Here is a 23,799-nt window from a genome sequence, read left to right as displayed (position 1 = left end):
AGTGCACCGTGGCACAGGGCACCGTCAAGTGGTTCAACAGCGAGAAGGGCTATGGCTTCATCGCGGTCGACGGGGGGCAGGACGTGTTCGTCCACTTCTCCGCGATTGAGATGGACGGCTACAAGTCGCTGGAAGACGGACAGCGCGTCGAGTTCGAGATCGCGCAGGGCCAGAAAGGCCCGCAAGCGGAGCAGGTCCGCCTTCTCGCCTGACCAAGTTCCGCATTCACCCCACCGGGGCACCGTCCTCATTGACGAGGAGCGGTGCCCTGCGTCTTTTCCGGAATTCTGGCGCGATTCGCGGGATCATCGCGTGATTGTTGATCTTTGAGTGATTTACGCCAATGTCATCCCTTTTGGGGCCCCGGCGGGGGCGGTCGTCGAGTTGATCTTGCCGGGTGGCCACCTTGCGCGTCACCCCGGGTTTGCTTGCACTCGACCAGCCAGAGTGCTAAACAAGGACTTGGCACTCGCAACCGGTGAGTGCCAATGGTCGGGGCGGTGCAGTCCTCCGGTGGGCAACCATCGCGAGGCTGGTCGTCGCGGGCTCATCCGGCCCGACCGCCGGGGATCCGGCTGGGTCCTCGAAGGTGCGAAAGCAGGCGGTGAGCCGCAGGCCCCACGTGGGTCGAGGCGAATCGTGAGTGTCCAGGAGGACAACGCCGAATGGCCAAGATTATCGCGTTCGACGAAGAGGCGCGCCGCGGTCTTGAGCGGGGTATGAACACCCTCGCCGACGCCGTCAAGGTGACGCTTGGCCCGAAGGGCCGCAACGTCGTCCTCGAGAAGAAGTGGGGCGCGCCCACCATCACCAACGATGGTGTGAGCATCGCCAAGGAGATCGAGCTCGAGGACCCGTACGAGAAGATCGGCGCTGAGCTGGTCAAGGAAGTCGCGAAGAAGACCGACGACGTCGCCGGTGACGGCACGACGACGGCAACCGTGCTGGCGCAGGCGCTGGTCCGCGAGGGCCTCCGCAACGTCGCCGCCGGCGCGAACCCGATCGCCCTGAAGCGCGGCATCGAGGCGGCGGTCTCGTCCGTCGCCGACGAGCTGGCCAACCTGGCCAAGGACGTGGAGACGAAGGAGCAGATCGCCTCCACCGCCTCCATCTCCGCGGGCGACTCCACGGTCGGCGAGATCATCGCCGAGGCGATGGACAAGGTCGGCAAGGAAGGCGTCATCACCGTCGAGGAGAGCAACACCTTCGGCCTCGAGCTCGAGCTCACCGAGGGCATGCGCTTCGACAAGGGCTACATCTCGCCGTACTTCGTGACCGACACCGACCGGATGGAGGCCGTCCTCGACGACCCGTACATCCTGATCGTCGAGTCGAAGATCTCCGCGGTGAAGGACCTCCTCCCGGTTCTGGAGAAGGTCATGCAGTCGGGCAAGCCGCTCGCCATCATCTCCGAGGACGTCGAGGCCGAGGCCCTGGCGACCCTCGTGGTGAACAAGATCCGCGGCACCTTCAAGTCGGTCGCCGTCAAGGCCCCCGGCTTCGGTGACCGTCGCAAGGCGATGCTGACCGACATCGCGATCCTGACCGGCGGTCAGGTCATCAGCGAGACCGTCGGCCTCAAGCTGGAGAACGCCGACCTGTCCCTGCTCGGCCGCGCCCGCAAGGTGGTCGTGACCAAGGACGAGACGACCATCGTCGACGGCTCCGGCGACGCTGACGCGATCAACGGCCGGGTCTCGCAGATCCGCGCCGAGATCGAGAAGAGCGACTCGGACTACGACCGCGAGAAGCTGCAGGAGCGGCTGGCCAAGCTGGCCGGCGGCGTCGCGGTCATCAAGGTCGGCGCGGCCACCGAGGTCGAGCTCAAGGAGCGCAAGCACCGCATCGAGGACGCCGTGCGCAACGCGAAGGCGGCCGTCGAGGAGGGCATCGTGCCCGGCGGTGGCGTGGCCCTGGTGCAGGCCGGCAAGACCGCGTTCGAGAAGCTGGACCTGGTCGGCGACGAGGCCACCGGCGCGCAGATCGTGCGCGTCGCGCTCGACGCCCCGCTGCGCCAGATCGCCGTCAACGCCGGCCTCGAGGGCGGCGTCGTCGTGGAGCGTGTCCGCAACCTGGACCCCGGCCACGGCCTCAACGCGGCGACCGGCGAATACGTCAACCTGCTGGCTGAGGGCATCATCGACCCGGCCAAGGTGACGCGTTCGGCGCTGCAGAACGCCGCCTCCATCGCGGCGCTGTTCCTCACCACGGAGGCCGTGGTGGCGGACAAGCCGGAGAAGGAGAAGGCCCCGGCCGGTGCGCCGGGCGGCGGCGACATGGACTTCTGAGTCCAAGCCTCTCGTCAGGGCGGGTCGACCTCCGGGTCGGCCCGCCCTTTCGCATCCCCACGCCGCCCGCGCACCACGCTTGCGGTGCGCATCTTGCGGAGCGTAGCTGGCTCGTTTCGTTTTCTTCACATCCGTGCGACGAGGGCGCTTGCCAGGGCAAACAGTTCGATATGTTGACCAAATGATCGTGGATCTCCAGGACGTTTCCGCAGCGGAGGGGCTGCTTGCCCGGGCACTGGACCTGCCGGAGGATGCCGCCGAGGCGGGCAGTCTCGTCGCGCGGCTCGCGGCGCCTCCGGCCGGGCGGCTCGTCGCGCGCCTGGGCGCCGCCGACGGCAGCGGCGTCGTCTTCGCCTCGATCAACGACTCCGACCCGGGGCTCGGCCACATCGAGCTGCTCGCCGTCCTGCCGCAGGCCCGGCGCCGGGGCCTCGGCTCCGCCCTGGTGCGCGCCGCCGAGGAGCGCTTGACCGCCCTCGGCGCGGACCGGGTCCGCCTCGGCGGCAATCCGCCGTGCTACGCGTGGCCGGGCATCGATGTGCGGTACACCCCGGCGGTCTGCCTGGCCCGCAGGGCCGGCTACGAGCTCTCGGACACGGCCTGGAACATGACCGCGGACCTGGCGCTGTCCAGCCCGGAAGCCCCCGGCGACGAGGCCCGCCTGGAGGTGTCCGGCGTGAAGGTGCTTCCGGCCGGCCCCGACGCCCCCGACTGGGTGCGCTCGATCTGGGGCGACGGCTGGGCCTGGGAGGTCGAGCAGTCGCTGGGCCGGCGCGGTGCCGGCTGCTACGTCGCCGTGCGGGACGGGGAGATCCTGGGCTTCGCCGCGTACGGTGCGAACCGCCCGAGCTGGTTCGGCCCGATGGGCACCGCGCCGGCCGCTCAGGGCCTGGGCGTCGGCCGGGTGCTGCTGCGTCGCTGTCTTGCCGACCAGCATGCGGCCGGCCATGCGACGGCGCAGATCGGCTGGGCGGGCCCGATCGGTTTCTACTCCAAGGCGGTGGCCGCCCGCCTGGAGCGCATCTTCTGGATCTGCACCAAGACCCTCTGATCGGGGCGGCACGACATACGCGTGCGGGGCGGGCCGTGGGTTCGCCACGATCCTGCCCCGCACACGTGCCGCCGAAGCCCGTGATCCCCCGTCATGCCACGGGCGCCGACGTCGTACTCGGTGCCGTCACATGCCCGGCTGGCCGCCGCGCTTCTTTCTGCGGCGAGCCCCTCATGTCGGCCGACTTCACCATATGGGGACAGTCGGCAGGTTGGTGGCAAATCGTGCATTTCGGAAACCGTAAGGCCTGGGGCCATGTCGCGCGCCGCGTGTGCAGGGGCGGCGCGGGTTGTCGCGGTGCTGGCGGGTCGGTGGCGTGTCGCGCGCCGTGCGTGCAGGGGCGACAAGAAGCGGGCCGCGGCGCCGGTCGACAGGATCTATGACCCCGGCAACTCTCAGCGGGTGTGGCGCCAGCCGCCGCGGAACGCGGAGACGTCGATGGCTCGGCCGGGATGGCGTCGAGGAGCTCATGCGGCGCCGCATGGTCGACGACGGGATCGTCGGCGCGCTCACCACAGACCGCGTCGACGGGGCGCGGGCTGTACCGGTCCGCCAATTCCAAGGCCGGCCGGTGCGGCGGTCTGGGGCCCGGTGCGATCAACGGTCCGGCCTCGACGATGTCTCCGGCGACGACGCCTCGCATTCGGCGCAGGTCGAAGTAGTCCGTGCTCGGTGACGAGATGACGGCGACCGGACGGGGCGCACGACGAACCGGCACGGCGGACCGAGCCACGAAGGGCCGGGCCGGGGTCAGGGCGGGGGGAGTGCGACCGCGGCCTGCACTGCCGCCAGGGCATCGACCACGCCGGCGCCCTCCGTGTCGGCCGGGAGGCCGCAGACCCTGCCGGTGAGCTCCACCGGGCGGGCGGTGGCCGCCAGGATCGCACGGGTCCGGGTGACGTCGCCGACCAGCGCCGGGTTGGCCGACCACATCAGCGCGACCACGCCCGCCACGTGCGGGGTCGCCATCGACGTGCCGTCGAGGTAGCCGTAGCCGCCGCCCGGCAGCGCGGAGAGGACGCGGACGCCGGGCGCCATGACGTCGGGCTTGGTCAGGCCGCCGGGGGTCGGGCCGCGGCTGGAGAATTCGGCGACGCGGAGGTTGCGGTCCACGGCGCCGACGGTCAGCGTGCTCGCGTAGTTGGACGGCGGGTCGGTGATCGACTCGCAGCGCGGGCCGCTGTTGCCGGCCGCCGCGACGAAGAAGATGCCCGCGGCCGCGAAGGCGTCGATGGCGGGGCGCATCGAATACAGGTCGCAGCCCTCGACCGCGGGGCACCCCCACGAGTTGGTGAGCACCTGCGGCGCCCGCTCGGGACGCCCGGCGTGCCACGGGTCGGTGCCCGGCGCATACGGCGCGAGCATGAACTGCAGGCAGGTGATGTAGTTGGCCATGCTGCCGAGGTTGCGGGGCAGGTTTTCGCAGGCCATCCACTGCGCGCCCGGGGCCACGCCGACGCCCGCGCCGACCGCGGTGGCCATCGTGTGGGTGCCGTGGCCGTTGTGGTCGGACGGGCTGCGGGCGGTGCCGAATGGGGCGAGCCAGGAGTCGTCGCCGCCGCGGAAGTTGCCGCGCAGGGCGGGGTGGGTGCCGTCGACACCTGAGTCCGAGTTGCCGACGACGATGCCCTTGCCGGTCGTATAGCGCGCCCAGACCCGGTCCGCCCCGATGAGCGAGAGGTTCCACGGCGTCGCGGACGGCGCGCCGACCGTGCCGCGCATCGGCGGCGCGGTCGCCGGCAGTGGCCGCAGGCGCGGGTTGAGCAGCACGTGCGCGACGTCGGAGCGGCTCTCCAGCCACTGGCGCGCGACCGGCCCGACGTTCACCTCCACGCCGTTGACCAGGTAGAACGGTGTGAACGACACGTGCCTGGCGCGCAGCGTGGCCCGCAGCGGCGCCTGCGTGCGCTCGGCGGTGCCGACCAGGCGCTCATACGTCTGCCGAACCCGGTCCGTGCGATTCGGGATCGCGGACAGCCCGGACAGGTCGGCCTGCTCGCGCATGACCACGAACAGCCGCTCGCCCTCGAAGCCGGGCCGGCCGACCGTGGCGTAGACCGCGGCGCCGCCGGCGGTCACCACGGCCACCAGCACCGCGGCGAGCCAGGGGCTCCAGCGCACCCGGCGGAACACCACCAGCACCGCGATCGCGGCCAGCAGGGCCAGCACGCCGGTCGCCACGGCGCCCACCGCGCCCCAGAACAGCCCGTCGCGCAACCCCAGGATGAGCGACGTCTCGTCGGGGTCGATGAACGCCAGCAGGCCGAACAGCACCGGCGTGAGCAGCGCGACGACCGACGGCTCGCCCTTGTGCCGCAGGGCGGCGAGGGCGAAGGCGACCGGTGGCACGCACAGCAGCGCGAGCAGTTGCACGGCCGGCTCGCCGACGCCCCCGGCCAGCGGCGTCAGGCCGACCCCGGCGAGCAGGCCCGCGAGCGCCGCCCGCCCCCAGCCGCTGCCGCGGGCCGTGACCCGGCCGGTCAGCGCCAGCATCGGGCGGGTCGCGAGCCAGGCCACGGCGAGCGCGGCGATCAGCGCGAGCACCGTCTCCACGACGCCGCCGAGCGAGCCGACCCACAGCCAGGGCAGCAGGAGCAGCAGGCCCGCGGCGAGCGACAGCCAGAACATCCAGCGGTCCGGCTGGATGCGCCGCTCCAGCCGCCCGGCGACCGTCATGTGCACGGCCGCGGTCACGGCGGCCAGCGCGGCGAGGACGGCGAGGTAGACCTCGTGGTAGGTCTCCGGGACCAGCCGCGCCAAGCCGAGCAGCACGCCGAAGATCGAGGCGAGCAGCCACTGCCGCCCGGCGGTGCGGGCGAACTGCACCGGGGACAGCTGTGCGAGCAGCAGCGCCGGCAGCCCGGCCAGCAGCGCGATGAACAGCGACACCAGCGGCCAGGCCACGACCGGCAGCGAGAGGCCCTCGATGACCAGCGTGTCGCCGATGAGCCAGACGATCGCGTTGGGCACGACGACCACGGCGACGGTCCACAGCCCGAGCAGGATGGTCAGCGCGAGCGACCAGCCCCAGGCGCGCCGCGACGGCGTCGCCGGTGGCGGCGGGAAGACGGGTCCGGCCTCGGGGGGAACCATGGTCGGGACTCTACGTGGCGGGTACGACAGATCGGAGCGCGAAGGGAAGGAGACTGGGGAGCATGCCGGAACGGCCGACGCGATGCGCCGGATCTATCCGCGTCAGTGCTGCGGCTGCCCCGTGCGGTGCTCGGCGATGTCGGCCAGGCGCTGCAGTACCTCGGCGTTACGGAAGTGCAGCACCGCGTCACCGACCCGGTTGCGCACCTTCAGCAGCGGCCCCTCGGTGAAGCGCTCCTGCAGGGTGACCCGGGTCGCCTCGGCGTCGAGCGGGTCGAGCGTGAACCGCGCCTGCCCTTCCCCGAGCGGCCACACGTGCACTTTGAGCAGCAGCATCCGGCCAGGCTCGCACTCCAGCGACTCGCTGCGTTCGCGGACGGAGACCGGCCACGGCCCGGCCTTGTGGTGCACCCGGGCGCCGGGGCGCGGCCAGCCGGCGTCGACGTCGCGAACGTGCGCCGTGCCGACCGCCCAATCGGAGTATGACCAGCCGTCGGACAGCACGGAGTACACCCGGTCGGCAGGCGCGCGGACGATGCGTTCGGTAATGGACACCCTCGTGTGATTCCCCGGGCAACGGATCTCACACCGGCGGCGTGACTGGCGAGGCTACCGTGTAGTGGTGCGCCGTGATCCCTCCGAGTCCCGATTCGAGGCGTCCCGCCTGTCGCCCGCCCGCCGTGCGGCCGACGTGGCCCGGCTGCGCCGTGAGCGTTTCGACGTCCTGATCATCGGCGGCGGCGTCACCGGCGCCGGCGCCGCGCTCGACGCCGCCTCCCGCGGGCTCTCGGTGGCCCTCGTCGAGGCGCGCGACCTGGCCTCCGGCACGTCGAGCCGCTCCTCGAAGCTCATCCACGGCGGCCTGCGATACCTCGAACAGCTCGAGTTCGGCCTGGTCGCCGAGGCACTGCAGGAGCGTGGCCTGCTCGCCGCCCGCCTGGCACCGCACCTCGTGCGACCGGTGCCGATCCTCGTCCCGCTGCCGGCCCACCGCGGCCTCACCGGCCTGGCCCACCGGGCGTGGCAGCGCGCCTATTACGGCGCCGGCGTGGGCCTCTACGACGCCTTCGCCAGCGTGGCGCGGCTGCACCGGTCCTCCCCGCGCGGCATGCCGCTGCACCGGCACCTGTCGCGCACCGAGACCCATCGCCGCTTCCCGTCCCTGCGCGAGGACGCGATCAGCGGCGCCATCCAGTACTTCGACGGCCAGGTCGACGACGCCCGCCTCGTGGCCACCCTGGCCCGCAGTGCCGCCGCCCTGGGCGCCGCCGTCGTGCCGAGCGCACGTGCCGTGGGCCTGCTGCGCGATGCCCGCGAGGTCACCGGCGTGATCGTGCGCGACCTCGAGACCCGCGAGGAGTTCGAGGTCCACGCCCGCACCGTCGTCGCCGCGACCGGCGTCTGGATGGACGACATCGCCGGCATGCTGTCCGGGGAGGGGCCGCGCGAGTCGGCCGGCCTCCAGGTCCGCGCCAGCAAGGGCGTCCATCTGGTCGTACCCCGCTCGGCCATCACCGGCGAGGCCGGGCTCATCCTGCGCACCCCCACGTCGGTGCTCTTCGTCATCCCGTGGGGCGGCCACTGGATCATCGGCACGACTGACACCGACTGGACTCTCGACCGCGGCCACCCAGCCGCCTCGGCCACCGACATCTCCTACCTGCTCGGCCAGGTCAACGCCGTGCTCGACCGCCCGCTCGGCACCACCGACATCGAGGGCGTCTACGCGGGCCTACGCCCCCTGCTGTCCCGCGAGGCCAGGCACCGCCAGCCGCACAGCCGCGACGAGCAGACGTCCGCGCTGTCGCGCAGCCACGCCGTCGTCGAGCCCATGCTCGGCCTGCTCCTCATCGCCGGCGGGAAGTACACGACGTATCGCGTGATGGCCGCCGACGTCATCGACCGCGTGGCGCACCGACTGGGTGGCCTGCGCCGGCACGGCGGCCTGGTCCCCGCCTCGCGCACCGCGGACCTGCCCCTCCTCGGCGCCGACGGCTACCATCCACTGTGGACGAACCGGGCCGATCTGGCCCGCCGGCACGGTATCCCGGTCGGGGTGTTCGAGCACCTGCTGGAGCGCTACGGCTCGCTGGCCTTCGAGGTGCTCGCCCTCGGCCCGCAGCTGCGGCGCCCGGTGGCCGGCGCGCCCGAGTATCTGGCCGCCGAGGTCGCCTACGCCGCCCTCGCCGAAGGGGCGCTGCACCTCGAGGACGTGCTCACCCGGCGCACGCGCATCTCGTTCGAGACCGATCACCGCGGCGCCGCCTCGGCCGCGGACGCGGCGAAGGTGATGGGCGACGTGCTCGGCTGGGACGCGGCGACGCGCGCCCGCGAGGTCGACCACTACCTGGCGCGGGTGGCCGCCGAGCAGGAGTCGCAGCGGATGCCCGACGACCTGACCGCGGACGCGGCCCGGCTGGGCGCCCCGGACGTGCGCGGCTTCCAGGCCGACCGCGCCGGCGTCTGACGCCTCCGCGCACCCCGGGAAGTTCCCCTTCAACGCCGGGCCCGGCCCGTGGCGGCCGGCCCGACGGCCTGCACGGATAGTCACCCCAGGCGACGCAAAGGGACGAACGGTGGCGAGGATGGTCCGGCCGCCGTCCACCGATGCGCCAAATACGGTCGAACCTCTTCAGCGGGGACCCGGTGACGCCGATCAAGCTGGCGATGAACGTGCAGGGCGGCCCGGCACCGGTGACGATGGATCCAGTCACCGGCGCACGTTCGCGCGCCGCCCTCGACGCCGCGCTGCGCGACGTCGCCGGGTGCAGCCTGCTGCTGTTCGACGTCGACCACTTCAAGACCGTCAACGACGCGTTCGGCCACCTGCGCGGCGACGTGCTGCTGCGCCAGCTCGCCGAGCGGATCCAGGACCTGATCCGCGCCGACGACGTGCTGTTCCGCTACGGCGGCGACGAGTTCGTGCTGCTGCTGCCCGACACGGGCCCGGGCGAGGCGCTGCGGCTCGCGATCCGGCTCACCGACGAGGTGCGGGCCCGGGAGTACGCCGGGACGCCGCCGCTGCACCTGTCGATCAGCATGGGCGTGGCGAGCAGCCCCGCCGACGGTACCGACGGCAAGACCCTGATCGCCGCCGCGGACCGGCGCAACTACCTGGCCAAGCGGCGCGGCCGCGGCCAGGCGGTCGGCGACGACGCCGAGGCGGACGCGGCGGCCGGCTCGTCGCGGCTGTGGGAGCGTGATGCGGCGCTGAGCGCCACGCAGGAGTTCCTGACGCGCGTCGCGGCCGGTCTGCGCGGCGCGTTGCGGGTCGCCGGCCCGAAGGGCGCCGGCCACACGAGGTTTCTGCGCGAGGTCGCGCAGATCGCCCGCCTCCGCGGCTTCCAGACCGAACTGGCCGTGCAAAACCCCGGAACCCCGGATGTCGTACTGCTGGCCGACGTCGACGACCCGCTGCCCGAGCTCGGCGAGGCGGCGGCCGTCGTCTACGCCACGACCGGCCTGCGCGACGACGACCCCCGGCGCACCGCCCTGCCCGAGTGCGTCGTCGAGCTGACCCCCTGGTCGCCCGCCACGCTGCGGATCTGGCTGCGCATCGCGCTCGCCGGGGAGCCGGACCAGGCCCTCATCGACCGGCTGATCGAGCGCTCCGGCGGGCTGCCCGCCCGGGCCGAGACCGAGCTGCGGCGGCTGCGCGCCCAGGGCGAGCTCATCGCCGCCGGGGACGGGACCTGGGGTGTGAAAACGGCCGCGCCGAGGCGCCGCCGCAGCCGGCTCCCGGTACCGATGACGAAGCTGGTCGGCCGGGACCGGGAGACGGCCCGGGTGGCCGGCCTGGTCCGCGACGGGCGTCTGGTGACCCTCGTCGGGCCGGGCGGCATCGGCAAGACCCGGCTGTCGCTGGCCGCGGCGGCGCTGGTGGCCGACGAGTTCGCAGACGGCGCGGTGTTCGTGCCGCTGGCCGACACCACCGACGCCGAGCTGGTGGCGGCCGCGCTCGCCCGGGCGCTGCACGTGGCCGAGCTGCCGGACCAGCACCTGTTCGACACGGTGCTGGACCATCTGGCCGAGGCCGAGCAACTGCTGGTGCTCGACAACTTCGAGCAGGTCGTCGACGACGGCGCGGCGCTGGTCAGCGACCTGCTGGCGGCCGCGCCCGGGGTGCGCGCGCTGGTCACCAGCCGGGAACGCCTCTCGCTGTACGGCGAGCAGGTGTACCAGGTGCCGGCGCTGTCCGACTCGCCGGCGGTGACGCTGTTCGAGCATCGGGCCCGGGCCGTCGACGCGGACTTCGAGATCACGATCGACACCGCGCTGCCGGTCGCCGCGCTGTGCCGCCGGCTGGACGGGCTGCCGCTCGCGATCGAGCTGGCCGCGGCGCGCATCGACCGGTGGACCCCGGACGAGCTGCTCGAACACCTGACCGAGCACCTTGACCGCGACCTGGACGCGCTCGGCGGCTCGGGGCCGCGCGACCTGCCCGCCCGCCAGCAGACACTGCGCGGGGCGATCGACTGGAGCTTCGTGCTGCTCGACACCGAGGAGCAGCGGCTCATGACCGAGCTGTCGGTGTTCGCCGGGGGCTGGACCACGCCGGCGGCGCTCGCGGTGACCTCGCCGGGAGGGGACTCGGACCTGCTGGAGAAGCGGCTCTCGGCGCTCGTGGACAAGCACCTCGTGGTGCGCGACGACGGCGACGTGCGGTACCACCTCCTGACGACCATCCGCGCCTACGCGCGCAACAGGCTCGGCGACGCCGCCGGCCCGCCCGACCGGCACGCGGCCTTCTACGCCGCCTTCGCGGAGGACTCGGCGGCCGGCCTCACCGGGCCCGAGCAGGTGGAGTGGACAGGCCGGATCGAGGCGGACTACCAGAACGTACGGGTGGCGTTCGCTCACGGCGACGTACCGACGAAGACCCGGATCTGCCTGGGGCTCTGGCGGTACTGGCGCAACGGGGCGCACATCGGCGAGGGGCGGGACTGGCTGGCCCGGGTCCTTGGCGCCGCCGACCCGCCCGGCGACGGCACCCGGGCGCGGCTGCTGCACGCGGCCGCGATCCTGGCCGCGACTCAGGACGAGCACGAGGCCGCGTACCGGCTCGGCGAGGAGAGCCTGCGCCGGGCGACCGCGGCCGGCGACCGGGCCACGATCGGTCACGCGCACAACGCCGTGGGCATCGCCGCGATCGGCGGCGGCGACCACGAGGCGGCCACCGCGCACTTCGGCGAGAGCCTGGCGGTGTGGCGCGAGCTCGACGTGCCACAGGGTGTCGCGGCGTCGCTGGGCAACCTGAGCAAGGTCGCGCTGAGCCGGGGCGACAACGACGCGGCCGAGCGGTACGCGCACGAGTGCCTGGGGCTGGAGCGCTCGGCCGGCAACACCCGCGGCATCCTGCTGGCGCTGGAGTGTGTCGGGCAGGCCCTGCTGGCCCGCGGCGACGTGGCGGGAGCGCGGTCGGCGCTGGACGAGAGCCTGGCGCTGAGCCGGCAGATCGGCGACGCGTTCGGCGCGGCGATGGCGCAGCACCAGCTCGGGCTGGCCGCGCGGGCCGAGGGCGACGGTGTCGAGGCGTTGCGCCTGCTGGTGGCGGCGCTGCTCACCCGGCACGAGGTCGGCGACCGCCTCGACCTCGCGATCTCGCTCGACACGGTCGCCGCGATGCTTGCCGACGCCGACCCGGCGCACGCGGCCCGGCTCATCGGCGCCGCGGACGGCCTGCGCGACCGGCACCGGCTGGCCGAGCCGCCCGATGCGCAGACCCTGCGCTCCCGGACGGTGCCGCGCATCGCGGCGAACCAGCGCGACCGCGCGGCCGGCCGCGCGCTCAGCCTGGATCACATCGTGGAGAGCGTGCGGGGCCTAAGCTCGTGAGCGTGATCGAGGCCTGGCAGGCGATCTTCCCGGGCGAGGAGGCCGTGGGGCGCGACCTGCTCGCGCGGTGGTCCGAGCCCCATCGGCGGTACCACACGCTCGACCACCTGGCGCTCATGCTCCGCGTGATCGACGAGCACGCCGGGCTGGCCGACGACGCCGACGCGGTGCGCCTGGCGGCGTGGTTCCACGACGCGGTGTACGAGATCTTCGCCCACGACAACGAGGAGCGCAGCGCGCGGCTGGCCCTGGCGGCACTGGCGGACCTCGGTTGTCCGCGGCCACGGGCGGAGGAGGTGGCGCGGCTGGTGCGGCTCACCGCCGGCCACGCGGTCGCGTCCGGTGATCGCAACGGAGGTCTGCTGGCTGACGCCGACCTGGCGATCCTCGCTTCGGAGAAGCCGGACTACGCCCGGTATGCCGAGGCGGTGCGGGCCGAATACGCGGCGGTCCCCGACGACGTGTTCCGGCCGGGTCGGGCCGGAATTCTGCGGAACCTGGCGGATCTACCGGAGATTTTCCGAGTTGTACCGGCACGGGCGGAGTGGACCGCCCGTGCGCGCGCGAATCTCGAGGCGGAGATCAGGATGCTTCTGGATGCTTCGTGACGTTCTGGAGGTACAGCGCCTCGCCGAGCTTCTCGATGAGCCCGAGCTGCGTCTCCAGGTAGTCCACGTGCTCCTCCTCGTCGGCGAGGATGTCCTCGAAGATGTTCGCCGAGGTCACGTCGCCGATCGAGCGCATGTACTCGATGCCGCGGCGCAGCCGGTCGATCGCCTCCACCTCGACCTGTAGGTCGCACTTGAACTGCTCCGGCACCGTCTCGCCGATGCGCAGCGGGAGAAGGCGCTGGTAGTTGGGCAGCGCCTCCAGGAACAGAATGCGATCGGTGAGCACCTCCGCGTGCTTCATCTCGTCGATCGACTCGTGTCTGGTGTGCTTGGCCAGGATCGTGTATCCCCAGTTCTCCTGCATCTTCGCGTGTAGGAAGTACTGGTTGATCGCCGTGAGCTCGGCGGTGAGCTGCTCATTCAGAAATTCGATGACTCGTGCATCCCCCTGCATGCTGGCAGGGTACGCCGTTTACGCCGGTTTCTAGGTGAAAACGGGCAGAGCGGCCGGGGTTTCCGCGTCGATGAGGTCCGCGATGCGATCCAGGCACGTCCCGCAGCCGGAGCCGGCCCCGCACTCGTCACTGACGGCGTCCTCGGTGTGGGCGCCGGACTGGATGACCCGGCGGATCTCGCACTCGCGGACGCGGTGGCAGATGCAGACGTACACGGCCGAACTCCTCGCTTAGGCTTACCTAAGCAAGGGTCACCTAAGGTCTGCTCGAAAACAACCCCTGAGCAGGCACTTTCTTCCCCGGATTCGGGCACCGGGAAGCGGACAAATGACGCGGGCGGCGCAGCCCGGCGGCAACCAGGCGCTCGACGATCTCCCGCGAGGTCACCTGCCGCGCGCCCAGCCACACGGCGATCCGCGCACCCTCCACCGACACGTCGTAGTGGTCGCGCTCGAACGCGCGCCGCCGCGCCCCGATCAACTCCGCGAACGCGTGCAGCTCGGCCACGGAGACGTCGCTGATCAGATGCGCCCAGAGGCGCCCGTGAGCGGGCCACCGGGGCGTGTCGACGTAGAGCACACACACTAGGTTGCCAGGTATGGATCTCAACATGGAGCTCGTCGAGGAGCTGCGCGCGGCCCTGCCTCACGAGGGCGGCGTGCTGACCGATCCGGACCTGTTACGGTCGTACGAGCACGACGAGGCCGACCTGGTGCCGTTCGGGACGCCCGCGGTGGTGGTGCGGCCGCGGACTACCGGGCAGGTTTCGGCCGTACTCCGCGCCGCGACCCGCTACAAGGTGCCCGTGATCCCGCAGGGCGCCCGCTCCGGGCTCGCCGGCGGCGCCAACGCCATCGACGGCGCGATCGTGCTGTCCCTCGTCGCGATGAACGAGATCATCGACATCGACACCGAGAACCGCATCGCCGTCGTCCAGCCCGGCGTCGTCAACGCCCAGCTGCGCCGCGCCGTGGCCGAGAAGGGCCTGTACTACCCGCCGGACCCCGGCTCGTGGGAGCAGTCCACGATCGGCGGCAACGTGTCCACCGACGCGGGCGGCATGTGCTGCGTCAAATACGGCGTGACCAGCGACCATGTCATCGGCCTGGAGGTCGTCCTGGCCAGCGGCGAGGTGCTCACCTGCGGCCGGCGCACCGCGAAGGGCGTCGCCGGCTACGACCTGACCAGCCTCTTCGTCGGCTCCGAGGGCACCCTGGGCGTGATCACCGAGATCACCGTCCGGCTCCGCCCCGCCCCCGAGCCCTCCCTGACCCTGGTCGCCGTCTTCGACACCTTCCCCGCCGCCGGCGCCGCGGTCTCCGCCATCATCGGCTCCGGCATGCAGCCGAGCATGCTGGAGGTCATCGACCGGGTCGCGATGAGCGCGATCGAGGCGTACCAGCCGATGGACCTCCCGACCGGCTCCGCCGCCCTGCTCATCGCCTCCGTCGACTCCGGCTCCCAGGCCCCGGACGACCTGGCGCGCATCTCCGCGATGTGCCACCAGGCGCAGGCCGCCGACGTGTTCGTGGCCACGGACGCCGCCGAGGCCGACGCCCTGCTGGCCGCCCGCCGCCTGGCCCACCCGGCCCTGGAGCACTTCGCCGCCCACCTCTACCCGCTGGGCGGCGGCATCATGATCGACGACGTGGCGGTGCCGCGCACCCGCCTCGTCGAGCTGATCGAGGGCATCGAACGCATCGCCACCGAGCACGGCGTGGTCGTGGCCACGGTCGGCCACGCCGGCGACGGCAACCTGCACCCGATCATCGTGATCGACCGCTCCGACCCGGTCAGCCTGTCCCAGGGCCAGAAGGTCTTCGACGCCATCATGTCGCTGGGCCTGTCCCTGGGCGGCACGTCGACGGGCGAGCACGGCGTGGGCCTGCTCAAGCGCGACTGGCTGGCGCGGGAGATCGGCCCGACCGGCCTGAAGGCACACCGCTCCATCAAGGCCGCCCTGGACCCGGACAACATCCTCAACCCGGGCAAGATCTTCTGATCCGCCAGGACTGGCACCCCCTGAAAGCAGGGATGGTGGCTCGATCCGCGCTCACCGTACGTTGCTTGCGACCCCGCAACGACGATCGGAGACGACTTCCGTGACCACGCCGCACACCGCCCGCGTCGACCTCTTCACCGGAATCCACAAGGCCCTTCGAGCCGGCCTGTTCGACCTCACCGCCCGCGCCGGCGCAACGGACTGGAGCGACCTGACCGAGGTCGCCGAGCTCGGCACCCGCTGGGACGCCATGGTCGAACTCCTGCACAGCCATACCGAGCACGAGGACAAGTACATCTTCCGGCTGCTGGACGGCCACGAAGCCGCGCTCGCGCTGCCCGAGGACGACCACCGGGACCTCGACGACCTGCTGTCCGACCTGGAGGGGCGTTTCAGCGCGTTGCGCGCAGCGGCCGACCCGGACGCCGGGCTCGCCTGGTACCGCGACCTCGCCCGCTACGTCGGCACGACCCTCCATCACCTGCACGAGGAGGAGACCACCATCATGGCCGCCATCTGGCAGGTCCGGTCGGACCGGGAGCTGGACGCGTGCCGTGAACAGTTCCTCGCCGCCACGCCCGCCTCGGTGACGCGGACCAGCATCCGGTGGCTGCTGGCCGCGCTCGAACGGCCCGCCCGGCTCGGCTGGCTCGCCGGCCTCGCCGGCGCCCCGGCGCCGGCCCGCGAAGCCGTCGCCGGCCTGGCCCAGCAGGTCCTCACCCCCCTCCGACGCCGCACAGGCCCGCGTGGCGCTGGGTCTGGGCTGAGCTCCCGGGATCCGGTTCGGACGCGGGGCAACTAAGGCGGCTGTCGTCGCCGCCTCCTGAGGTGGCTGAGCGTGCGCATCGGTGCCCCCGTGGCGCCGATGCGCACGCAGCTCACTACGGGCTGTACATGGCGGCGGGTGCTTCGATCACCTTCGAGCCGGTCGGCTTCGTGATGGTGACTGGCGAGCCGAAGTCCGAGAACTTCAGGTCGTACTCGCTGTCCTTGCCGTCGTCGATCTTGGGCAGCGTGGCGTTGAACTCGGCCAGGTAACCCTGCTCGTTGACCGACGCGGTGAACTTCACCGCGTCGGCCCGGTCGGCCGCGGCCGCAAGCACGGAGTCGAGGAACTTCTGCGAGCCGGCCGTGGCGCCCTTCGCCTTCGTCAGGTCCAGGGTGCCGGTGAACGAGCCCGGCGCGGTCAAGCTGACGTCCTTGACGCCGGTCAGCAGGGTCAGCGGCGTCAGGACGTCGGCCAAAATGGCGAGCGGGCTCTTCGCGTCGAGCTTCGCGATCTTCAGGTGCATGGTCTTGCCGTTGAAGTCGCTCAGGCCGGCGAGGTACAGGTCGTCGGGGGTGGCGATGATCGTCATGCGGTCGGCGCCCGATGCCTGCGCGATCGAAGAGATTTTGTTCGTCGCGTCGTAACTACCCGTCACGTTCTCTTCGGCCTTGTTGCCGGCGAGGACCACCTTCAGGTTGACCCCGGTGGTCTTGGCGACCGCGGCGGCCAGCACCGTCGCGGGTTCCGGCGCCGGAGACGCCGCGGACGAGGCGGGCGCGGCCGCCGACCCGCCGGCCGTATCGGCGGCCGAGCAGCCGGTCAGCGTGGCGACCAGGGCGGTGCCGAGCACTGCACCGACGATGAATCTGGAGAGCATTCGTTCCTCTTATGGATCGTTTTTCACAGGCGACCGTCGGTCGCCGACACATCGTTGAAGAACCCGCTGTCGACCGACTGCCGTCGCGCTGCCGGGCACTGCGATCGCACTGCCGGCAGCGCGTTGCACCTGGATGGAGGGTCTGCATAGCCACCCGTAGACTGTCCGGCGGCACGGGGAGGTCGGGGTGGCCAGGACGCCGGACGGGCAGGAGTTGCCCCGTTTTGAGATTCTCGGGCCCGTTCGCGCCTGGCGGGGCGAGGCGGAGCTCGACCTCGGGCCGGCGAAGCAGCGGGCAGTGCTGACCGCGCTCCTGATCAACGCGAACCGGCCGGTCCCGACGGCGCAGATCGTGGACACGGTGTGGCAGACGGAGCCGCCGGAGAACGGCGCGAACGTGGTGCAGAAGTACGTGGCCGGGCTGCGGCGGGTGCTGGAGCCCGACCGGTCGCCGCGAAGCCCGGGCAGCCTGCTCGCCTTGACCGACGCTGGATACCAGCTCTCGGTCGGCCCGGAGCGGCTGGATGCCGACGTCTTCCACAGCCATTTGCGGGAGGCGCAGGCCGCGCGAGCGGAGGGCCGGCTGGCCGACGCCAGCGGGCTGCTGCAGCGCGCACTGGGACTCTGGCGGGGCAGCGCGCTCGCCGGGTTGTCCGGCGCGTCGTTCGACGCGACCCGGGACCGGCTCGCTGAGAGCCGAGCGACCGCTCTGGAGTCCTGGGCGGCGCTGGAGATGGAGCGCGGCCAGCACGCCCAGCTCCTACCGAGGCTCGCCGAGCTTGTCGTCGAGTTTCCCTTGCGCGAGGAGCTGCGATACCTGTCGATGCTGGCGCTCTACCGATGTGGTCGGCAGCCGGAGGCGCTGGCCGCGTTCCGCGACGCCCGCCAGCTGCTCGCCGACGAGTTCGGCGTCGAACCCAGCGAGCGGCTGCAGGAGCTACACCGCGGGATCCTGCGCGCGGAACCCTCACTCGCCGCGCCCGAACCGCCACGTCCGGCGGTCAGCGGCCACCGGCACCAACCGTCCGCCGCGCGTCCGCCGACCGCCGTGCTGCAGCCCACAGTGTTGCCGCCCGTTGTACTGCTGCCCCCCGCCATACCGCCGCCCGCCGCACCACGATCCCGTCGCTTTCCGGTCTGGCTGGCCTGCACCATCGCGGGCGCCATGCCGCTGCTGACGTGCGGGTTGACGAGCTGGCTGGTCGTCGGCGTCCTCGCCGTCGTCTACCGCAGCCGGATGCTGGGCGTCGTCGCGGCGGCGTTCCTCACGCTGCTGGTGTTCTTCGCAGTGGCCATGGAGCTGGACGGGCCGTCGGAGGAAGCCGGGCCTTGGGCGAGCGTGGGAGTGCTTGCCCTCTTCGTGGCGACCCTGGGTGGCTCGGTGGCCGGCGCGCTCACCCCCATCCGCCCGCCCGGCCGCCTTCCGGCGCCGTCCACCGTGGTCGAGCTCGCCCAGAGGGTACGGCGGGAGCAGGCGCGGCAGCTCGTCAACCACCACCCGTCGATCGCGCGTGAGCTACGCATCGGGCGGCCCGACCTGCCGCGCACGTTCGACGACGGTGGCCTCGTCGACATCAACAACGCCCCGGAGACCATCCTCGGGTCGCTGCACGGGATCGGGCCGGACGAGGCCCGGCGGATCGTCGCTGACCGGCACATGCGCGGCCCGCTGGCCTCGGTCGACGAGCTGGTCACCCGAAACCTCGTGCACTGGTCGGTGGTCCGGGCGCTGGGCGAGACCCTGGTAGCGGTACGGCCCGGCTGACGTGGGGTAGTGCTGGATTTCCCGCTCTGCGCTCGAACGGCCCGCCCGGCTCGGCTGGCTCACCGGCCTCGCCGGCGCGCCGGCGCCGGTCCTCGCCCCTCCGACGCCGCGCAGGCCCGCGTGGCGCTCGGCCTGGCCTGAGCTCCCGAAGCACCAGGGGCTTCTCGTCGTCACGGGGCACACCGCACGGCAGGCTGGTCGGCGAGGTCGTCTCACCCAGCAACGCGGGCGCCGATCGGCACCTGGTCCGGGTTCTGGTCACGGGGCATCGATCAGGAACACCGCCTCTGCGTTGACCGGGTTGCCGCCGGCGGCCGCCGCAGCCCCAGGAGGTAGAGGTAGCCCGGCGACTCGTCGGGCAGTAGGGCGAGGCTTGCGCGGCACGCGGTCACCGCGGCTGCACTGGCGAGGTCTGGCCAAGCTGTCCGGTCCGGGACTTCAGGTCTTCACCGGCACGCCGACATGACCGATCAGGCGTACGCGACGGTGAACCGCTGCCGGTCGTAGCCGCGCTGTTCGATGGTGTCGACGATCGCGGCCGCGAAGTCGGGGATGCTGATGCGGCTCTCGCCCGCCGCGTCTGTGAGCGGTGTGTCGCGGGCCTCGGTCCGGTATCGGCCCGTGCGGGCGCCGTCGACCAAGTGCACTGGTGGCGGGCTGGCGTATGTCCAACTCACGGGACCGGACGAGGCTCGCAGCAGTTCGAGGGCCGCGGCCTGGTCCTGCGCCGTTTGCCGGTACGCGGCGGGGAAGTCGGGCGAGTCGACGTACCGCTGGCCGGGAGCGTACTCGAGGCTGCCGCCGCCGCCGACGAAGACCAGCCGGTGTACGCCTGCGCGGGTGAGGCCGGCGAGCAGCGCTGCCGCACCACGCGGTACAAGGCCGTCGGGGCCTTTGAGCGAGGCGACGACAGCGTCGTGACCGGCGACCGCTGCGGTCACCGAGGCGGGATCGGTGACGTCCATGGTGGATCGGCCGAGCGGGGTGACCTGGTGACCACGATCGGCCGCCTCGCGGGCGATCGCGCCGCCGAGCCGGCCGCCCGCGCCGATCACGGCGATCTTGCGGTGCAGTGCGCGCGGGAAGCCGTCGATGAGCGGCACGATCTCGGGCAAGTTCTCCTCCAGTGCGAGGTGGCCGGTGTCGAAGTGCTGGTCGAGGGTCCACCCGGAGGGGTCGACCGGCGTCGTGTCCGCAGTGCCGCCCTCGTACTGGCCACGGGTGACCGGCAGAGTGGGAATCTCACGCACGCGGTCCTCGGCGCCGGGAACGCCCGGCCGGTTGGCGATCATGTGGCGGGCCGGTTCCGACAGGCCATCGACGTACGCGTTGGCATTTTGGACCACGATGCCCGTGACCCCGCTCCAGGTGTCGCAGGGCGAGCCGCATGTCGCGAGAGTGGTCAAGGTCTAATCCCTTTTTCGGGTGATGATGCATTAGATCCTGCGACCTCGCGAACTAATGCGTCAAGTGTCTGGAGTACGATTAGGTGTGTGAGGGAGATGACGATCCCGCTCGCCGGCGAGCCGCTTGCCTTGGATCTGGTCAACACGCTCGCGAACGGGCCGGACGGCGAAGTCCTCGACCTGCTCACCTCGCCGAAAACGGCAGCCACCTGGTTGGACGCGCAGCATGCCCTGGGCCGGCTCACCGATGCACGCGCCGGCGATCTGGATCTTGTTGCGCTGCGGCAGCTGCGCTCACACATCGCCGAGTGCGTCGAGCGGGTCCGGCAAGGCGCGGCTCCGCCGCCACAGGCGCTGGCGGCACTCAACGCCGCGCTACACGCCGCGCCGGCGTACCTCCGGATGAGTTGGAGCGGCACGGCCGTGACCATCACTGTCGCGCGCAGCGGCGACCCGCGCCATGACCTGTGCGCCGAGCTGGCGCACGCCGCTGCGGAGCTGCTCAGCGACCCGGCGATCACGCGCGTACGCACCTGTGAAGGCGCGCGCTGCCGCCTGCTGTTCCTGCCCGCGCACCCGAAGCGCAGGTGGTGTTCCCCGAGTGCATGCGGCAACCGTGCCCGCGTAGCACGCCATTACCAGAAGCACCGCAGCTGACTGCTGCCTCAGGGCCGGTCGCTGCCTGAGTGAGTACGAGTCGCTCAAGGGGACGGCGTACCTGATGGCCAGCCCCGCCAGCGCCCGCCCGGCTGAACGAGGCCATCGAGGAACTGCATACCGGTGGCGAGGTGCACGACCTGATGGCAGCAGGACCGCCACATGCTCAGGCGCGTGAACGCGCTGATCGAGGACATCCACCGCAACGGCCACCAGGCATCGGCAAGCCTGAGCACTCCGTGGCAACTGGTCCGGGTTCTGGTCACGGCGCATCGATCAGGAACACCGCCTGGCGTACCGGGTCGTTGATGACACGGTGCAGATTTTGCGCAGCGCCGCTACCGCTACTCGGCAAGCACCCGGCGGTCAGGACCACGCCGAGGCCGGGCTGGCTGCGGCAGATCTCAGCCTCCGGGTGCTGGTCTGGGTGTTGAGCGTGGTCAGCAACGCGATCTGAGCGCGGACCCCGACGGTGTAGGCGGCGGTGATTGATGCGGGCTGGGTCAGCTGCGGGGTGCGTAACGCTGCCTGGATCGCTGCGGCCTCCGCCTCGACGCCGCGCCGGCGGGCCCGGCGCAGCTCGGCGCTGATGTCTTCCAGGCTCAACTGGGCTGCGGAGGCCGGGTCCGTAGCCGTGTTCAGCAGCTCCGGTGCGTCGAGATCCTCGAACGCCGCGAGCGCGGCTGGGAAGTACTCCCGCAGCATCGAGCGCATCCGCAAGACCTGCCGGGCCGTTCCCAGATCAGGGTCTGATGCGCCCGGGCCAGGACCTTCACCGCGACGGCCTGCACGCTGTCGCCGACCACGACCCGTAACTGCTCCCGCATCACCCGGACCATGCCGGCCAGCACTCCCGCGTCGGAGGTATCGCTCTTCCCGCCCGAGGTCGATACCGCTTCTTACCCGGCCGCGACCGGCATGAGCGTGCACCATTTGACATTATGGACTGCCGTTCGGGGCGGTGGTTTCGGTCGGGTTCCGGGATAATCATATGCATGGGGCAGCTGGGATTATTTTCAAGGGCGGAGTTGGCTGCCATGCGTGACCCAACCAGGTCACGTCGTTATTCTCCGGCGAAGGAGCAGTTCCGCCGTGAGCACGCACGGCATCGGGAATGGGGCCTGGCCAGACGTCACGCCGAGAAACTCCGCCGTCTCCGCAGCGACACCCCGCCGGCGGTCAGCGACCAGCGGGACGGATCGGCGCAGGGGCCAGTGCCGCCCTCGCCGCCGCCGGTCACGCCGCCTGACCAGGCACAACGTCCCGCGAGCAGCACCGCGGCAAGCGACTGCGATCCCGCACCCCGCCAGGTGGACGGCGCCGGACGGCCCGGTCCCGTCCCGAAGCGTCGTCGCGCATCCACGCCACAGCTGCGCCGGCCCGCCGGCCCGGCAACGCATCGAATGATTGGCGGAAATACGCGGGCCACCAGTGTATCGCGGCCGTATTTCGACAATGCCGCGCACGGCCGGGCGGAATTTCCGCAGAATGCTCCGCAAGGTGGGAACCAGCAACCGTTGTCCCCATGGACCACCGGTGTCGATCTCGGCATGTGAGTGCGCCGCCACAGGTGCGCAGGCATCACCGACTAGATGATTGATGCCTTGAAGATTCGGGCGTGTGTCGCTGCTGGATAGATGCGGGGAGGTGTCCAAGATCGGCGTTGCTGACCCAGCCGCCGAACGCCGAACTCTTTGATCCATCGTGTTCAATCAGCATGGGTCCGATGATGCCGCAAGATCGCAACACGTCCCGGGTGGGGCGCCTACGTGTCAGCGCCCGCGAGACCTGCGGCATGACAGGATGGTGCTGAGCTCAGGCCAGTCCGGTCGACTGCCTTGACGGGGCACAGCGGAGATGTCGTGGAACGTCGATACGCCGAATACCGGCCTGTGACGCCGTGGCGCCGGTTCCGGCGTCATGTCCAGCTGTTCCGCAGTGTGCAACTGAACCTGGTCGGCTGGTCGGCGGTCGCGGTGCTGTGTCTGGCTGGCGCGGGAGTCGGTTACGGCGGCGCTCGGCTCGTTGATCTGCCGGTCGGGCCCTGCCTGGCCGGAGGTGCCGTGGCGGTACTGGCCGGTCTGCTCATCCCGGATCGTCGGCGATGGGCCCGGCTTCGTGACCACGGTGCGTCCGAACGCTGACCGCTACGCCGCTGAACCATCGCTCCGCGGCGCAGGCGATCGCGCTGCACCCACGCCGGAAAGCGGGGTTGCCCTGGCGTCAGGCAACCAAGATGTTGCTGTGTTCTATGTACCCGCCGGCTGAGGCTGACGTCGGTGGTCATCACCGTCAACCCGTTCACGTGGTGTAGGTGAGCTACCCCCCGCTTCGGCTCGTTCTCCATGCGCCAGGACGCCAACCGCGCCGTGCTCACAACCCTGGGCACGCCGGACTGGCCCGTCCGGGCCCCGGCGGCGGCGGGGCAGCGTGCACGCGCCGGTACGCTCGCCGGGTGACCTCCAACGACGATCCGGCCGACGGGCACGCCCGATTCCACCAGCTCAGCACCGCCGTGCGGGAGAGTGGGCCCGATGACGACCCGGCGCTGCTCGCAGCTCTGCTCGCCGAGCCTGACCGGCTCATGGCGGAGTCGGTGCTGATGTCTCTTGTGGACACCCGGGCCGACGGGCTGGCCTCGGCGGCGTCGTTCGCCGCGTGGGCGGATCCGCTGGTGGACGCGGTGGGCGCCGACGGGTTCATCGCGCGGCGCGTGCAGGAGTGGGTCCTGTTCAAGGAGCTGCAGTCCGGCGAACCGGTGGATCGCGAGGCGGTGGCGGCCGCGTCGAACTGGCTCCAGCGCAAAGTGGTCGAGGAGGCCGACTCAGCCGCGGTACTGGCGGTGCTGGGCGAGGCCGGCCGCACGAAGCGGGTCCGCAACCTCGCGAAGACCCGCGCCGGGCGCCTGCGATCCCCAGGCCGGTGACCAGCAGACTCCGCCGCACCCCGACCCGGAGCACCGGCCCCCGAATCGCACCGGCGCCCTCCGG

Annotated in this window: 21 protein-coding genes and 1 pseudogene; 13 read left to right on the top strand and 9 right to left on the bottom strand. The window is 71.7% G+C overall.

The window, feature by feature from the left end; genetic code table 11:
* The first annotated feature begins 8 nt into the window (after positions 1-8).
* From ABT297_RS16810 to ABT297_RS16800, 3 genes are all read left to right on the top strand, one after another.
* The gene (locus ABT297_RS16810) at positions 9-212 is read left to right on the top strand and encodes a cold-shock protein (RefSeq protein ID WP_223100800.1); all 204 of its coding nucleotides are present in this window, start codon (positions 9-11) and stop codon (positions 210-212) included.
* 453 nt (positions 213-665) lie between these two features.
* The gene (gene groL, locus ABT297_RS16805; protein WP_350549853.1) at positions 666-2,288 is read left to right on the top strand and encodes a chaperonin GroEL; all 1,623 of its coding nucleotides are present in this window, start codon (positions 666-668) and stop codon (positions 2,286-2,288) included.
* A 181-nt stretch (positions 2,289-2,469) separates the two neighbouring features.
* On the top strand, positions 2,470-3,339 hold the full coding sequence (locus ABT297_RS16800) for a GNAT family N-acetyltransferase (protein ID WP_350549850.1): 870 nt from the start codon (positions 2,470-2,472) through the stop codon (positions 3,337-3,339).
* A 750-nt stretch (positions 3,340-4,089) separates the two neighbouring features.
* Here the strand turns inward: ABT297_RS16800 and ABT297_RS16795 are convergent.
* Together ABT297_RS16795 and ABT297_RS16790 are read right to left on the bottom strand one after the other, a co-directional pair.
* Positions 4,090-6,432: a S8 family serine peptidase gene (locus tag ABT297_RS16795; protein ID WP_350549847.1), complete on the bottom strand. Its 2,343-nt coding sequence runs from the start codon at positions 6,430-6,432 to the stop codon at positions 4,090-4,092.
* A gap of 102 nt (positions 6,433-6,534) precedes the next feature.
* Positions 6,535-6,987: an SRPBCC family protein gene (locus ABT297_RS16790; protein WP_350549845.1), complete on the bottom strand. Its 453-nt coding sequence runs from the start codon at positions 6,985-6,987 to the stop codon at positions 6,535-6,537.
* A gap of 67 nt (positions 6,988-7,054) precedes the next feature.
* On the opposite strand from ABT297_RS16790, the gene ABT297_RS16785 reads away from it, so the two are divergent.
* From ABT297_RS16785 to ABT297_RS16775, 3 genes are all read left to right on the top strand, one after another.
* Complete coding sequence (locus tag ABT297_RS16785) at positions 7,055-8,899, top strand: glycerol-3-phosphate dehydrogenase/oxidase (protein WP_350549842.1); 1,845 nt, start codon at positions 7,055-7,057, stop codon at positions 8,897-8,899.
* 140 nt (positions 8,900-9,039) lie between these two features.
* Positions 9,040-12,267, top strand: coding sequence for a diguanylate cyclase (locus ABT297_RS16780; protein WP_350549839.1), 3,228 nt, complete (start codon positions 9,040-9,042; stop codon positions 12,265-12,267).
* Between the two features lie 2 nt (positions 12,268-12,269).
* A complete protein-coding gene (locus tag ABT297_RS16775) occupies positions 12,270-12,875 on the top strand; it encodes an HD domain-containing protein (protein ID WP_350549836.1) in 606 nt (201 codons plus the stop codon).
* Here ABT297_RS16775 and bfr read toward each other — a convergent pair.
* The 3 genes from bfr to ABT297_RS16760 are packed head-to-tail and all read right to left on the bottom strand — an operon-like array spanning position 12,850 to position 13,912.
* On the bottom strand, positions 12,850-13,332 hold the full coding sequence (gene bfr / locus ABT297_RS16770; protein WP_350549833.1) for a bacterioferritin: 483 nt from the start codon (positions 13,330-13,332) through the stop codon (positions 12,850-12,852). The two genes, ABT297_RS16775 and bfr, sit on opposite strands and share 26 nt — an antisense overlap.
* Before the next feature lie 30 nt (positions 13,333-13,362).
* Positions 13,363-13,548: a (2Fe-2S)-binding protein gene (locus tag ABT297_RS16765; RefSeq protein WP_350549831.1), complete on the bottom strand. Its 186-nt coding sequence runs from the start codon at positions 13,546-13,548 to the stop codon at positions 13,363-13,365.
* Between the two features lie 40 nt (positions 13,549-13,588).
* Positions 13,589-13,912 carry a DUF4031 domain-containing protein gene (locus ABT297_RS16760; RefSeq protein ID WP_350549828.1) on the bottom strand — a complete coding sequence of 108 codons (324 nt, stop codon included), beginning with the start codon at positions 13,910-13,912 and terminating at the stop codon, positions 13,589-13,591.
* A 19-nt stretch (positions 13,913-13,931) separates the two neighbouring features.
* On the opposite strand from ABT297_RS16760, the gene ABT297_RS16755 reads away from it, so the two are divergent.
* Both ABT297_RS16755 and ABT297_RS16750 read left to right on the top strand, forming a co-directional pair.
* Positions 13,932-15,335 (top strand): FAD-binding oxidoreductase, encoded by a 1,404-nt coding sequence (locus ABT297_RS16755; RefSeq protein WP_350549825.1) that lies wholly within the window; start codon positions 13,932-13,934, stop codon positions 15,333-15,335.
* A 100-nt stretch (positions 15,336-15,435) separates the two neighbouring features.
* Positions 15,436-16,137 (top strand): hemerythrin domain-containing protein, encoded by a 702-nt coding sequence (locus ABT297_RS16750; RefSeq protein ID WP_350549823.1) that lies wholly within the window; start codon positions 15,436-15,438, stop codon positions 16,135-16,137.
* A 79-nt stretch (positions 16,138-16,216) separates the two neighbouring features.
* Here ABT297_RS16750 and ABT297_RS16745 read toward each other — a convergent pair whose 3' ends face one another.
* Positions 16,217-16,981: a hypothetical protein gene (locus ABT297_RS16745; protein ID WP_350549820.1), complete on the bottom strand. Its 765-nt coding sequence runs from the start codon at positions 16,979-16,981 to the stop codon at positions 16,217-16,219.
* A 187-nt stretch (positions 16,982-17,168) separates the two neighbouring features.
* Between ABT297_RS16745 and ABT297_RS16740 the strand changes: the two genes are divergently transcribed.
* Positions 17,169-18,746 (top strand): AfsR/SARP family transcriptional regulator, encoded by a 1,578-nt coding sequence (locus tag ABT297_RS16740; RefSeq protein ID WP_350549818.1) that lies wholly within the window; start codon positions 17,169-17,171, stop codon positions 18,744-18,746.
* 470 nt (positions 18,747-19,216) lie between these two features.
* Here ABT297_RS16740 and ABT297_RS16735 read toward each other — a convergent pair whose 3' ends face one another.
* Positions 19,217-20,152, bottom strand: coding sequence for an NAD(P)-dependent oxidoreductase (locus ABT297_RS16735; protein ID WP_350549816.1), 936 nt, complete (start codon positions 20,150-20,152; stop codon positions 19,217-19,219).
* Between the two features lie 96 nt (positions 20,153-20,248).
* Here ABT297_RS16735 and ABT297_RS16730 point away from each other — a divergent pair, with 96 nt between their 5' ends.
* From ABT297_RS16730 to ABT297_RS16720, 3 genes are all read left to right on the top strand, one after another.
* Positions 20,249-20,809: a CGNR zinc finger domain-containing protein gene (locus ABT297_RS16730; RefSeq protein WP_350549970.1), complete on the top strand. Its 561-nt coding sequence runs from the start codon at positions 20,249-20,251 to the stop codon at positions 20,807-20,809.
* A gap of 174 nt (positions 20,810-20,983) precedes the next feature.
* Entirely contained in the window at positions 20,984-21,118 is a 135-nt protein-coding gene (locus tag ABT297_RS16725; RefSeq protein WP_350549814.1) for a hypothetical protein, read from the top strand.
* Positions 21,081-21,266 carry a hypothetical protein gene (locus ABT297_RS16720; protein ID WP_350549967.1) on the top strand — a complete coding sequence of 62 codons (186 nt, stop codon included), beginning with the start codon at positions 21,081-21,083 and terminating at the stop codon, positions 21,264-21,266. Before ABT297_RS16725 ends, ABT297_RS16720 begins: the two co-directional genes overlap by 38 nt.
* Here ABT297_RS16720 and ABT297_RS16715 read toward each other — a convergent pair.
* Both ABT297_RS16715 and ABT297_RS16710 read right to left on the bottom strand, forming a co-directional pair.
* Positions 21,176-21,523, bottom strand: a complete 348-nt coding sequence (locus tag ABT297_RS16715) for a hypothetical protein (protein ID WP_350549811.1) — start codon at positions 21,521-21,523, stop codon at positions 21,176-21,178. The genes ABT297_RS16720 and ABT297_RS16715 overlap by 91 nt on opposite strands.
* Positions 21,448-21,684, bottom strand: a pseudogene (locus tag ABT297_RS16710) (IS110 family transposase); the annotation flags it as partial. The pseudogene ABT297_RS16710 and the gene ABT297_RS16715, both read right to left, overlap by 76 nt.
* A 1,580-nt stretch (positions 21,685-23,264) precedes the next feature.
* Here ABT297_RS16710 and ABT297_RS16705 point away from each other — a divergent pair.
* Positions 23,265-23,735: a hypothetical protein gene (locus ABT297_RS16705; RefSeq protein ID WP_350549805.1), complete on the top strand. Its 471-nt coding sequence runs from the start codon at positions 23,265-23,267 to the stop codon at positions 23,733-23,735.
* Positions 23,736-23,799: the final 64 nt, after the last annotated feature.

The organism is Dactylosporangium sp. NPDC000555 (assembly GCF_040300025.1).
GTDB lineage: Bacteria > Actinomycetota > Actinomycetes > Mycobacteriales > Micromonosporaceae > Dactylosporangium.
This window is presented reverse-complemented; position numbering and strand designations above follow the sequence as displayed.

What these genes read in the sequence shown, in the direction of transcription:
- groL (WP_350549853.1), top strand. Translation starts at nt 666, where the DNA reads ATGGCCAAGATTATCGCGTTCGACGAAGAGGCGCGCCGCGGTCTTGAG.
- ABT297_RS16800 (WP_350549850.1), top strand. Translation starts at nt 2,470, where the DNA reads ATGATCGTGGATCTCCAGGACGTTTCCGCAGCGGAGGGGCTGCTTGCC.
- ABT297_RS16795 (WP_350549847.1), bottom strand. Translation starts at nt 6,432, where the DNA reads ATGGTTCCCCCCGAGGCCGGACCCGTCTTCCCGCCGCCACCGGCGACG.
- ABT297_RS16780 (WP_350549839.1), top strand. Translation starts at nt 9,040, where the DNA reads ATGCGCCAAATACGGTCGAACCTCTTCAGCGGGGACCCGGTGACGCCG.
- bfr (WP_350549833.1), bottom strand. Translation starts at nt 13,332, where the DNA reads ATGCAGGGGGATGCACGAGTCATCGAATTTCTGAATGAGCAGCTCACC.
- ABT297_RS16755 (WP_350549825.1), top strand. Translation starts at nt 13,932, where the DNA reads ATGGATCTCAACATGGAGCTCGTCGAGGAGCTGCGCGCGGCCCTGCCT.
- ABT297_RS16745 (WP_350549820.1), bottom strand. Translation starts at nt 16,981, where the DNA reads ATGCTCTCCAGATTCATCGTCGGTGCAGTGCTCGGCACCGCCCTGGTC.
- ABT297_RS16730 (WP_350549970.1), top strand. Translation starts at nt 20,249, where the DNA reads ATGACGATCCCGCTCGCCGGCGAGCCGCTTGCCTTGGATCTGGTCAAC.
- ABT297_RS16715 (WP_350549811.1), bottom strand. Translation starts at nt 21,523, where the DNA reads ATGCGCTCGATGCTGCGGGAGTACTTCCCAGCCGCGCTCGCGGCGTTC.